This is a genomic window from Bartonella sp. bp_1, from assembly GCF_055808085.1.
The window spans coordinates 1,295,579-1,307,998 of sequence record NZ_CM147851.1 but is presented as its reverse complement, the minus strand read 5'-3'; the positions used below and the strand labels follow the sequence as shown (position 1 = coordinate 1,307,998).

General features: G+C 48.8%; 9 protein-coding genes. All 9 read left to right on the top strand.

The genetic code is table 11. From position 1 onward, the window contains the following. The first annotated feature begins 219 nt into the window (after positions 1-219). The 9 genes from ACYZ97_RS06505 (at position 220) to ACYZ97_RS06465 (ending at position 12,380) form a co-directional block, all read left to right on the top strand. Positions 220-1,137 (top strand): D-alanine--D-alanine ligase, encoded by a 918-nt coding sequence (locus ACYZ97_RS06505; RefSeq protein ID WP_473297569.1) that lies wholly within the window; start codon positions 220-222, stop codon positions 1,135-1,137. Then, positions 1,104-2,033 (top strand): cell division protein FtsQ/DivIB, encoded by a 930-nt coding sequence (locus ACYZ97_RS06500; RefSeq protein WP_473297567.1) that lies wholly within the window; start codon positions 1,104-1,106, stop codon positions 2,031-2,033. The genes ACYZ97_RS06505 and ACYZ97_RS06500 overlap by 34 nt, the downstream gene beginning before the upstream one ends. Next, positions 2,030-3,328, top strand: coding sequence for a cell division protein FtsA (ftsA, locus tag ACYZ97_RS06495; protein ID WP_473297565.1), 1,299 nt, complete (start codon positions 2,030-2,032; stop codon positions 3,326-3,328). Before ACYZ97_RS06500 ends, ftsA begins: the two co-directional genes overlap by 4 nt. Before the next feature lie 85 nt (positions 3,329-3,413). Beyond that, positions 3,414-5,153 (top strand): cell division protein FtsZ, encoded by a 1,740-nt coding sequence (ftsZ, locus tag ACYZ97_RS06490; RefSeq protein WP_473297563.1) that lies wholly within the window; start codon positions 3,414-3,416, stop codon positions 5,151-5,153. Between the two features lie 266 nt (positions 5,154-5,419). Beyond that, positions 5,420-6,298 (top strand): UDP-3-O-acyl-N-acetylglucosamine deacetylase, encoded by an 879-nt coding sequence (lpxC, locus tag ACYZ97_RS06485; protein ID WP_473297561.1) that lies wholly within the window; start codon positions 5,420-5,422, stop codon positions 6,296-6,298. Positions 6,299-6,549: 251 nt separating this feature from the next. Next, on the top strand, positions 6,550-7,482 hold the full coding sequence (locus tag ACYZ97_RS06480; RefSeq protein ID WP_473300652.1) for an outer membrane protein assembly factor BamD: 933 nt from the start codon (positions 6,550-6,552) through the stop codon (positions 7,480-7,482). A 6-nt stretch (positions 7,483-7,488) separates the two neighbouring features. Continuing rightward, the gene (gene recN, locus ACYZ97_RS06475) at positions 7,489-9,177 is read left to right on the top strand and encodes a DNA repair protein RecN (RefSeq protein WP_473297559.1); all 1,689 of its coding nucleotides are present in this window, start codon (positions 7,489-7,491) and stop codon (positions 9,175-9,177) included. 105 nt (positions 9,178-9,282) lie between these two features. Then, complete coding sequence (gene ligA, locus ACYZ97_RS06470) at positions 9,283-11,439, top strand: NAD-dependent DNA ligase LigA (protein ID WP_473297557.1); 2,157 nt, start codon at positions 9,283-9,285, stop codon at positions 11,437-11,439. Further along, entirely contained in the window at positions 11,436-12,380 is a 945-nt protein-coding gene (locus tag ACYZ97_RS06465) for a DMT family transporter (RefSeq protein WP_473297555.1), read from the top strand. The genes ligA and ACYZ97_RS06465 overlap by 4 nt, the downstream gene beginning before the upstream one ends. The last annotated feature ends 40 nt before the right edge of the window (positions 12,381-12,420 follow it).

Genomic DNA, 12,420 nt, shown 5'->3' with positions numbered 1-12,420 from the left:
AAAAAATATGAAATTTTTTTTGAGTCATTTCAAGGGGATGAATCGTATGAATAGCGATTTGCCGTTGCATGTGGCTTTGTAGGGCTTGTCATGGAATCAACTCTCTGATTCACTGAGATCAAACGCTACCTTATTGATTCGCAAGGATGAATCGTAATTCATCTAGGGATGGTGATGTTAAGAGTGGTGGGGACTATATGTGGTGTTTGAGGGATTCTTATGGCCAAGCATGTCGCTGTGTTGATGGGTGGTTTTTCGTCGGAGCGTCCGGTTAGTCTGTCGTCAGGCAAGGCTTGTGCGGCGGCGCTGGAAGCACTTGGTTATCGCGTTAGTTCGGTTGATGTCGGACGTGATGTGGCGGCGGTGCTTTCTCATTTGCGTCCGGATATTGCTTTTAATGCGCTTCATGGGCCATTTGGTGAGGATGGGATGATTCAGGGTGTTCTTGAATATCTGCAGATTCCCTATACGCATTCCGGTGTTATGGCGTCGGCTTTGGCGATGGATAAGGGGCGGGCTAAAATTGTTGCGGCATCTGCTGGCGTTAGTGTGGCGTCATCAAGGGTGATGAGCCGTTTTGATATTGGTCAGGATCATCCTATTGCTCTGCCTTATGTTGTTAAGCCGGTTAGTGAAGGTTCGAGCTTCGGTGTGGTGATTGTGCGTGAGGGGCAGTCAGCGCCGCCGCAGATTTTGCGTGGGTCCGAGTGGCGCTATGGCGATATTGTCATGGTGGAGAAATATGTGGCCGGTCGTGAATTTACCTGTCCTGTGATTGGTGATATGGTGATGGATGTCTGTGAAATTGTGCCTGAAGAAGGGTTTCAATTTTATGATTATGATTCAAAGTATAAGCCGGGCGGCTCAAAACATATTTGTCCGGCTGCGCTTTCATCAAATATTTACCAAGATGTGCAAAGGATGGCGTTGAGTGCGCATCAGGCTATTGGCTGTCGCGGCGTTAGTCGTTCGGATTTTCGTTATGATGAAGATCGGGGCGAACTTGTTTGGTTGGAGATTAATACCCAGCCGGGCATGACGCCGACATCGCTTGTGCCTGATGTTGCGAAGGTTGCAGGGCAGTCTTTTGAGGATATTGTCCGGTGGATGGTAGAGGACGCGTCATGCATGCGTTGAATGATCGGAATGATTGGGGTGGACGGGTGGTAGGTGCGTCGGTTTTGACGCGTCTTTATCGTCGGTTGCGTCATTCATTCCATCGTTTTGTTCTTACCGATATGCGTCTTCCACGTTTTGCCGGGACGATGGGCGTTGTTGCGATTTTTTCGGCGGCTTCTGTGTATGGTATTGTTGCTGGTGGGCATACCGATGATGTTGTTAATGCAGCAACGTCGACAGCCGGTTTTGCTGTTGAAGATATCGATGTGGTTGGTAATCATCGTCTTTCTGAAATCGATATTCTCGGTGCTTTGGGGCTTGATGGTCAGACCTCGATGATCGGTTTTGATGTGGCGCATGCGCGGGATGTCTTGTCGCAGCTTGCGTGGGTTCAAAGTGTCGATGTGCAAAAGGTCTATCCTGGCCGCGTGCGGATTTCCTTGGTGGAGCGTGTGCCCTTTGCGGTTTGGCAGCATGATGGCGAGATGGATATTGTTGATGGGCAGGGACGGGTGATTGTACCATTCCGTGCAGGATTGGCCGATGGTCTGCCTTTGCTGGTTGGGCGTGGTGCTGAGGACAAGGCAAGAGGTTTTATGGAGCAGATGGCTTCGTTTCCTGCGATCTATGATCATGCGCGCGCTTATATCCGTGTTGGTGGTCGTCGCTGGGATGTGCTTCTCGATAATGGTGTTCGGGTCAAGTTGCCCGAGTTTGCCGTTGAAGAACGATTGAAGGCGTTTTTTGCCGATGCCGATGCGGCGGGTGTGTTGTCGCGTGATGTGTCCAGCGTTGATCTTCGCCTTGATGATCGGGTGACTGTGGCGTTGACACCGGGGGCTATGGAGCGTCGTGCGCAAACAGTCAAAGAATTGGAACGTCAGGAAAAGGCGAAGAAAGCAGGTCGGGCATGAATATTCTTGGTTCATCGCATGGGGGCTCCCGTAAAACACGTTTCTTGACGGTTCTTGATATTGGTTCGACCAAGGTTGTTTGTATTATTGCCAAGCTGCGCCCGCTCGATGGTGGCAAATATTTGCATGGCCGCACCCACGCAATGGAAGTGCTCGGTTTCGGCGTGCAACGCTCGCGTGGTATCAAGTCAGGTGTTGTCGTTGATATGTCGGCTGTAGAACAGTCGGTACGTCTGGCTGTGGATGCAGCAGAGCGTATGTCGGGTCTGATTGTTGACTCGCTTATTGTTAATTTCTCGTCTGGCCGTCTGAAAAGCGAGATGGTCAGTGGCTCTGTTGTGTTGGAAAATGGTCAGGCAAGGTCACGTGATATTCGTATGGCGCTTGCCGAGGTGTCGCGCAAGGCTTTTGCCGTTGATCGTCATATTGTCCATTCTTTGCCGATATCATTTTCTCTTGATGGTGAGACAGGTGTTGATGATCCCTTGGGAATGATGGGGGAAAATCTCGGTGTTGATGTGCATGTTTTAAGTGCTGATTCAGCGTTGTTGCGTAATCTTGAGCTTTGTGTCAATCGCGCCCATCTTTCTGTTGAAGCTATGGTAGCAACGCCATTTGCAAGCGGTCTTGCCGCTTTGGTCGAGGATGAGGCGCGTATCGGTGCGGCTTGTATTGATCTTGGCGGTGGGGCAACCAGTGTTTCTGTCTTTATGGATGGTAAATTTGTCCATGCCGATGCGATTGCTGTCGGCGGTAATCATGTGACGCTGGATATCGCGCGTGGTTTTTCAACGCCGGTTGAAGCGGCTGAGCGGCTTAAGGTGATGCATGGCTCGGCGCTTGCGGGTGGTGTTGAAGACAATCATATGATTGAAATTGCACCGATTGCCGGTGAGCAGCATGAGACGCAATTCCCTCGTCGTGTGTTGAGCCGGATTATCGCTGCCCGTATCGAAGAGACGTTGGAAATGGTACGGGATCGTCTTAACCGTTCGGGATATGGCCATGTGGTCGGTAAACGTATTGTGCTGACCGGTGGCGCCAGTCAATTGACGGGGTTGCCGGAAGTTGCACGTAAGATATTGGGGCGCAATGTGCGTATCGGACGACCACTTGGGGTGTCCGGTTTGCCCAGTACGGCCAAGGGGGCCGCATTTTCAGCGGCTGTCGGGCTTTTGATTTATCCGCAATCTGCGGGTTTTGCAGAAACATCAATTCGTGTCGCACAAAATCGTATGACGGGCACGGGGGGGCGTTTTCAACGTGTCGGCCAATGGCTGCGCGATAGTTTTTGAGTCCTAACGATTTTTTAGTGCTTTGAGTTTAAGACAAACAATGAACCGCTATGGGCTTGCGGTATACTTGAGAAGGAATTGAATTATGACTATTAATCTGCATCGGCCGGACATTACCGAATTGAAGCCGCGTATCACCGTTTTTGGTGTCGGTGGTGGTGGCGGTAATGCTGTCAATAATATGATCAATGCCGGTTTGCAGGGTGTTGACTTCGTTGTGGCCAATACAGATGCGCAGGCTTTGACCATGTCAAAGGCTGAACGAGTGATCCAGCTGGGTGAGGCTGTTACCGAAGGGCTAGGCGCTGGAGCGCTTCCCGAAGTTGGCCGTGCTGCTGCTGAAGAATGCCTTGATGAAATTATTGATCAGCTTTCTAATTCACATATGGCATTTATCACGGCCGGCATGGGCGGTGGTACAGGTACAGGCGCTGCGCCTGTTGTTGCTCGTGCTGCACGTGAAAAAGGTATTCTGACGGTTGGTGTGGTAACCAAGCCTTTTCATTTTGAAGGTGCGCGCCGTATGAAAACGGCTGAAGCCGGCATTGAGGAATTGCAGCAATGTGTTGATACGCTGATTGTTATTCCAAATCAGAATCTTTTCCGTATTGCCAATGAAAAAACAACGTTTGCTGATGCTTTTGCCATGGCTGATCAGGTGCTTTATTCGGGTGTTGCCTCGATCACCGATCTGATGATCAAAGAAGGCTTGATCAATCTTGATTTTGCCGATGTGCGTTCGGTGATGCATGAAATGGGTCGTGCGATGATGGGGACAGGCGAAGCTTCCGGCGAAGGTCGTGCATTGGCTGCTGCTGAAGCTGCAATTGCCAATCCGTTGTTGGATGAAACATCTATGCGCGGTGCCCGCGGTCTGTTGATATCCATCACTGGTGGTCGTGATATGACCTTGTTCGAGGTTGATGAAGCCGCCAATCGTATTCGTGAAGAAGTTGATTCGGATGCCAATGTTATTTTTGGTGCGATTGATGATGAATCACTTGAAGGCGTTATCCGGGTATCGGTTGTTGCAACGGGTATTGATCGTGCTAATGGTGAAAATGCTTTGCCAACTGATTTTTCAACCCATCGGGCTCCTGCTGCACCGGTAAAAAAGGCTGAAATTCCAGCCGCTGCTCCAGAAGCTCCCAAAAGCCGTCCCGAGGCCATGGTTGAAGTGATGGAAGCTTTGGAAGTTGAAATGGCACAGCCTGCTGAAGAGCCTTTTAAACCTCAAAGCCAGCTATTTAAGGCACCTGAAGCCTCTGCCGTTTCGCGTATGCCGCAAACACCGCGTAGCAATCTGCGTCCGGTTGTTGCTCAGCCGATTGCCAATGCTGTCTCAATGGAGGCAACAGCCCGTGTTCTTGATGAAATGACCGAGCTGCCGCCGGTTAATATGGCAATTGCTTCGCAATCGGCAGTACAGCAACCTGTTGTCAACCATGCACCGGCTCAACAGATGGAACGTCCTGTCAGCCAGCGTATGCCGGCACTGGATGATTTTCCGCCGGTTGCTCGCCAGCAGGTTGGTGCAAGCCGCTCATCGCAGACGCAAAGCCAGCCGCAAGGTCAGCGCAGCTTGTGGCAGAAATTGACGCAAAGTCTGATGCATCGTGATGAGGAAAATGAGACAGCCCGTCTTGAGCCTGTTGCCCAGCCGCAGCGTACAGTCCAGCCACAGACACAGCGTGGTATTTCACCTGATGCGGCTGTCTATGCACCACGCAAGGCACAGGAAGCCCAGATGCGCACACAGTCTCGCGCCATGACAGAAGAAGACCAGTTGGAAATTCCAGCTTTCCTTCGTCGTCAGGCCAACTGATAAATTATAATCCCTTCGCCTCTGGCGAAGGGCTGTTTTTCCATAATAAGAGGCTTGTCAGCGTAACAGCTAGAAAAAGCACTTTAAAGCCCTCAACCTTCTCGTTGCCCTGTGGTCTTATGATTGCAGGGCTTTTTTATATATACGCATCTAAGTTTGAATAAGTGTCGTTTTTGATGTTTTAAGGCTTGATATCGATATTATTTTTCATAGCTATTTATTGAAATTATTATAAGCTGACCTCTTTCGACAGTAAGGGAAATAATGTGAAAAAAAATCAGGCGACATTGGCTGAGCCAGTCGAGTTTTTCGGCTATGGTGTACATAGTGCCATTCCATGTACAGTACGTGTTGAGCCTGCGCCTGCCGGGCATGGTATCGTATTTGTTCGTCATGATGGGCAAGATAATGTCGTGGAACTTCCAGCTGTATCTGCCAATACCGGTAGAACAGATCTTTGTACGGTTTTAGGACATGGTAACGTTCGCGTTGAGACGATTGAGCATATTATGGCCGCAATATATGCAAGCCACTTTGATAATCTCAGAATTGATGTTTCAGCTAATGAAATACCAATCCTTGATGGTTCCAGCTTGTGTTTTATGCAGAAATTTTCCAAAGCAGGACATTTTGAACAAGATCAGCCGCGGTTTTATATCAAGGTCAAGGAGATGGTGCGGGTCGAGACACAAAATGGATATGCACAATTTGAACCGCATACAGGTTGTGTTTTTGATGTAACAATCGACTTTCCATCTCCGCTTATCGGACGCCAGCATATTGTTTTTGACCTATATCATGATGATTTTTCTGCCGAGATTGCATCCGCGCGCACTTTTGGCTTTCTCAAAGATGTTGAAACCCTGTGGGCAAGTGGTCTGGCTTTGGGGTCTTCTCTGGATAATTCTGTTGTTATCGGTTTTGATCAGAAGATTATCAATCGTAGCGGCTTGCATTTCGAGAATGAGTTTGTTCGCCATAAATTACTTGATTCTATCGGTGATATGGCCCTTTTAGGCTATCCTTTTATTGGCCGTTTTTCTTCTTATAAGGGCGGGCATCGCTTGAATGCCGAATTGGTTAAGGCTCTTTTGTCTCGTCCGCAGAGTTATGAAATTGGCGTTTTATCCTCATTTATCGCTTGAAATCATTTGAAAAGCTGTAGGTTGTCATAATTCAGTCGCGATAGAATGATTGACCAAGCTTTGTAAAATCTGTAATTCACGTGCATGAAACCTGTAAAACAGTTGCCGCTGTAGGACGCTTGTGATTAAAGGTTTTGGCAGAAACTTATTTTTAGTATAACAAGCGGGTTGATCTTATTGTTATTGATGTATGCCGGAAGGCTGGAGAACGAATGACCAAGTCCATTTCATCGAAATTCGAATGTACCGCAATGCGCGGGAAATTCCTTGTTGCCGCTTTATTAAGCGGTGCCTGTCTTTTGGCTGGATGTTCCAACAAAGATAAAGAGATTGATCTTGCGTCTTATGTCGAAACAATTGATCCGCCAGACGTTCTCTATAATCAGGCGCTTGCAAATTTGCAGGATGGTCGTTTGAGTGAAGCCTCGAAAAAATTCGAAGCGGTCGATCGTCAGCATCCTTATACCGAATGGGCGCGTAAGTCCTTGGTTATGGGCGCGTTCACCAATTATCGTCAAGGAAAGAATGATGAGGCCATTAATATGGCCAAGCGTTATATTTCTCTCTACCCGACATCGGAAGAAACGGCATATGCCTATTATATTATCGGGCTTTCCTATTTCCGTCAGATTCCCGATATTACGCGTGACCAGAAAGATACAAAGCGCGCGATTGCTGCCATGCAGGAAGTTGTCGACCGTTTTCCCGATTCGGAATATGTCGCAGATGCCAATACGAAGATTCGTTTTGCGCGTGAGCAGTTGGCCGGTAAAGAAATGCAGGTTGGCCGTTATTATCAGGAACGCAAGCAATATCTTGCGGCAATTAAACGCTTCCGTACTGTGGTGGAAGATTATTCCAATACCAACCAGATTGAAGAGGCCTTGTATCGTTTGGTTGAAACCAATTATGCCATGGGTTTGACAACCGAGGCACAGACAGCGGCTGCTGTTTTGGGGCAGAACTATCCGGATAGTAAATGGTATAAGGATGCCTATAGCTTGCTGCAAAAGGGTGGTTTGTCGCCTGAAGAAAACAAAGGTTCGTGGATTTCACGTGCATTTGGAGGTAGCAAAAAGGCTGAAACGGCTGTTGGTCCGTCTCCAACGAAAATGTCATCTGATACACCGCCGCCAAGCAGCGTTGCAAAACCGACAAAAAAAGCCAAGAATAAAGCCTCTTAATCGTCCATGCTGCAGCAGCTTTCGATCCGCGACATTGTACTGATCGAAAGGCTCGATATCAGCTTCGGTTCGGGCCTGTCGGTTTTGACGGGCGAAACCGGCGCAGGAAAGTCTATTCTGCTGGATAGTCTGTCTCTGGCTCTTGGTGGACGGGGTGATGCTTCGCTTGTGCGTCATGGTCAGTCACAAGGGCAGGTGAGTGCCGTTTTTGATGTGCCGTTTGATCATCCTGCGCGCCAATTGATCAAAGATAATGGCCTGGATGATGAAGGTGATTTGATTCTGCGGCGTATCCAGTCGGCGGATGGACGCTCGCGCGTTTTTATCAATGATCAGCCAACCAGTGTTGCTTTGATGCGCGAAGTGGGTAGTAAGCTTGTTGAAATCCACGGACAGCATGATGAGCGCGCTCTTGTCGATCTTGATGCGCATCGTCGTTTGCTCGATGCCTTCGGTGGTCTTGAAGCAGATGTGGAAGCTTTAAAAGTACTTTATAAGAACTGGCATGATCTGGTGGTTCGCCTTGATGAATATCAAAAGCGTGTTGCCGAAGCTGCCCGCGAGGCTGATTATCTGAGGAGCAGCGTTGATGAACTGACAATTCTTGATCCGCAGCCGGGTGAAGAGGAAGTCTTGGCGGAACGTCGCAGCACGATGATGAAGGCAGAAAAAATTGCCACCGACATCAATGAAGCGGGAGAAATACTCAACGGAACTCAGTCGCCGGTACCAGTATTGGCCAATCTGGCCCGTCGGTTGGAACGTAAGGTTGCACAGGCCGAGGAGCTGGTTGTGCCGGTTGTCAAGGCAATTGATGAAGCGTTGAATGCCTTGGCGCAGGCTCAGGACAATATTGATAATGCTATGCGGGCACTAGATTATGAACCGCATGAACTTGAACGCGTTGAAGAGCGACTTTTTGCCTTACGTGGCGCGGCCCGAAAATTCAATGTGCCGGTTGAGGATTTAAGTAATTTACGTGACAAGATGGACGCCGAGCTCATTGACCTTGATGCCGGAGAGGCGACACTGAAAAAGCTTGAAGATGAGCTGGTTGTCGTACGCCAGACTTATGATAAGGCAGCCTTGGTGCTTTCGGAACGCCGTCATGCGGCGGCACAACAATTGCGTGAAGCCGTTATGGCCGAATTGCCGGCCCTGAAGCTTGAACATGCAGAATTTATCGTTGATATGCATCGCGATGATGAACGACGCAGTGCTGACGGGATTGACCGTGTGGAATATTGGGTGCGCACCAATCCGGGTACCAAGCCGGGGCCGATGATGAAGGTGGCATCCGGCGGCGAACTGTCCCGTTTTCTGTTGGCGCTTAAAGTTGCGCTTGCCGATCGTGGTTCGGCGCCGACCCTTGTTTTTGACGAGATTGATACCGGTGTTGGTGGTGCTGTTGCTGATGCGATCGGTCAGCGCCTAGCCAGATTGTCAAAAACGGTGCAGGTCCTGTCTGTTACCCATGCACCGCAGGTAGCGGCCAAGGCCGATGCGCATTATCTTATTTCTAAGGCGGCTGTGGGTGAGGGGCGTCTGGCAACAAAGGTTAAGCCGATGAATCGTGAAGAGCGTGCCGAAGAAATTGCCCGTATGTTGGCGGGTGAGCATTTGACTGATGAAGCGCGTGCGGCAGCCAAAAGACTGCTTGATGCTTCATCGGGACAGTCATCCCTGCTTTTATAGGGAGTATATAAAAAGCTGTCCGCTTTTATGGATACAACAAATTTTACCTTTGCGCCTTTTATCAATGCACGGCATGTTGGCTGAAACGAATATTGAAAGACAATTATGACTACAACCCCTGTCGATAATATGACGGATTTGGAAGCTGTAAGCGAACTGGAATTTCTTGCAAAAGAGATTGCCCGTCATGATATGCTTTATAACACCGAGGATGCACCGGAAATATCGGATGCTGAATATGATGCGTTGCGGCGGCGCAATAGCGCGATTGAATTGCGCTTTCCCCATCTTGTGCGACCCGATTCACCATCGAAAAAAGTCGGTGCTGCGGTTTCGGAAAAATTTGAAAAAATAACCCATAAAGTCCCGATGCTCTCTTTGGATAATGCTTTTGTGGATAGCGATGTTGTTGACTTTATTGATCGTATACGACGGTTTTTACGCCTTGGTGATGATGAATGCCTGCAGATTACGGCCGAACCTAAAATAGATGGGCTTTCACTTAACCTGCGTTATGTAAAGGGAAAGCTTGTTTCTGCTGCAACGCGTGGTGATGGCACTGTGGGCGAAAATGTTACGCTTAATGCACTCACGATTGCCGATATTCCGCATATACTTACCGGACCGGTCCCTGATATTCTGGAGGTGCGTGGCGAGGTTTATATGGGGCGTACCGATTTCCAAGCTTTGAATGCCCGCCATGAAGCCGAAGGCAAGCCGACATTTGCCAATCCGCGTAATGCTGCAGCGGGTTCCCTGCGGCAACTTGATTCAAGCATTACGGCTAGCCGTGCATTGAAATTTTTTGCCTATGCATGGGGTGAAGTCAGTGAAATGCCTGCATCAACTCAAATGGATATGGTGGAAAAGTTTCGTGAATATGGCTTTGTTGTCAATCCATTGATGAAGGTTTTTGACAGTGCGAAAAAGCTGGTTGAGCATTATCATTTGATTGAAGAACAACGTGCTGCACTCGATTATGATATTGATGGCGTTGTTTACAAGGTCAACCGGCTTGATCTGCAGGCCCGCCTGGGTTTTGTTTCACGCTCTCCGCGCTGGGCTATTGCGCATAAATTTCCGGCAGAAAAAGCTTATACGTTGTTACGCGGTATTGATATACAGGTAGGACGTACCGGTGCTTTGACGCCAGTGGCGCGGCTTGAACCAATCACGGTAGGCGGTGTTGTCGTTACCAATGCGACATTGCATAATGAAGATTACATCAAGGGGATTGGCAATAAGGGCGAACCAATCCGTGAAGGACGCGATATACGCATTGGTGATACAGTGATTGTCCAGCGTGCCGGTGATGTTATTCCACAAATCGTCGATATTGTACCGGAAAAGCGGCCTGATAATACGGCTCCTTTCAAGTTTCCGCATATTTGTCCGGTTTGTGGTTCGCATGCAGTGCGTGAGGAGGGGGAGGCGGTCCGCCGCTGCACCGGCGGTCTGATCTGTCAAGCACAGGCCATGGAGCGGCTTCGCCATTTTGTCTCGCGCAATGCTTTTGATATCGAAGGGCTTGGCGAGAAGCAGGTTGAGTTTTTCTTTGGTGCTGTCGATCCTGCACTTATGATACGTACGCCTGCCGATATTTTTACACTTGAAAAACGCCAACAGATATCATTGGCAAAGCTTGAAAATATTGAAGGATTTGGCACCACAAGCGTGCGCAAATTATATGATGCTATCAATGCGCGTCGTACGATTGCATTGAGCCGGTTTATCTATGCGCTTGGCATCCGCCATATTGGCGAGGTAAATGCGCGGCGATTGGCACGTGCTTATGAGCGTTATGAATCTTTTGAAAAGGCTGCGTGTACGGCTGAAATTCCACAAGATAAAAAAGACAAGGGCAATGATAGTTGGCAAGAGCTGATCAATATCGAAGGTGTAGGTGCTGTTGTTGCCGAGGCGGTAGTCGATTTTTATAGCGAGCCGCATAATCGTGATGTTTTATCCGCTTTGTTGGCTGAAATAACCCCTCTTGATGAGGAGTTGCCGAAGACTGGCGGATCGCCAGTCGCCAATAAGATAATCGTATTTACAGGCAGTCTTGAGCGTATGTCGCGTGATGAGGCTAAAGCCATGGCAGAGCGATTGGGCGCCAAGACCGCCGGCTCTGTCTCTAAAAAGACCGATCTTGTCGTCGCTGGGCCAGGAGCAGGCTCCAAGCTTGCCAAAGCACAAGAATTGGGAATAGAAGTCATCAGCGAAGATCAATGGTTTGATCTTGTAGAAGGGGCATCATCGTGAAAAAGCCTGTTGCTGTTGCTGCAACGAAAATCGTTCCGTCGATACCTGATAATGGCAATCGCACCTGGATTGGTATTGTCCTTGTTGTTTTGGCAACACTGATTTTTTCGATGCAGGATGCAATGACCAAAACGCTTGTCGTGAATTATCCGGTTACATTTATCATTATGGTACGTTATTGGGCGTTTTTGCTGGCTGGCCTATTCATGGTGATGAAGGCGAGCGGCGGTTTTAAAGCCAATATAAAATCGAAGCGTCCAGTGGTTCAGTGCCTGCGCGGGCTTCTTTTGATGTCCGAACTGATTCTGTTAGGGATGGCTTTCAAGATGATGGGGTTGGCCGAAGCTACGGCGATCTTTGAAGCCTATCCTTTGTTTGGTACATTATTTGCTATTTTTTTATTGAAAGAACAGGTTGGCTGGCGGCGTTTGTCGGCATTGGTTATCGGCTTTGCCGGTATTTTGATTATACTGCGTCCGGGAATGGGGGTCGCATCTTCCGGTGCGCCTTATGCGGTGGCGGGATGTATTTGTTTTGCGCTTTATATGGCTTTGACCCGAATGGTCGGCGGCGTTGATAAACCGGCAACCTCCTTTTTCTACGTCGGGATTGTTGGCATGGTCATTATGACATCAGGTCTGCCGTTTTTCTGGGTGTCAATGGATGCTTCCCATATCTGGATGCTGGTTTCGGTATGTTGTACATCCATTCTTGGCCATTTCTTGATGATCAAGGCGCTGACCTATGCGCCATTGACGATTATCCAGCCATTCAATTATCTACAACTCGTCTGGTCGGTGATTGTCGGCTATATTGTCTTTAAAGGCATTCCGGATTTTTGGACCTTTGTCGGTGCAATTATTGTTGTCGGCAGCGGTCTTTTTGTTTTCTTCCGTGAGCAGATTCGCGCGCGGCAGGTCAAGAGGATAAAAACAAGGTAATTTGTTCACCAGTACGTTAAAGGTCAAATGTCATAGCGTC

Bases quoted from the DNA above. Each gene is read 5' to 3' on its own strand.
- ACYZ97_RS06505 (WP_473297569.1), top strand. From the start codon at position 220: ATGGCCAAGCATGTCGCTGTGTTGATGGGTGGTTTTTCGTCGGAGCGT.
- recN (WP_473297559.1), top strand. From the start codon at position 7,489: ATGCTGCAGCAGCTTTCGATCCGCGACATTGTACTGATCGAAAGGCTC.
- ftsA (WP_473297565.1), top strand. From the start codon at position 2,030: ATGAATATTCTTGGTTCATCGCATGGGGGCTCCCGTAAAACACGTTTC.
- ACYZ97_RS06480 (WP_473300652.1), top strand. From the start codon at position 6,550: ATGCGCGGGAAATTCCTTGTTGCCGCTTTATTAAGCGGTGCCTGTCTT.
- ligA (WP_473297557.1), top strand. From the start codon at position 9,283: ATGACTACAACCCCTGTCGATAATATGACGGATTTGGAAGCTGTAAGC.
- ftsZ (WP_473297563.1), top strand. From the start codon at position 3,414: ATGACTATTAATCTGCATCGGCCGGACATTACCGAATTGAAGCCGCGT.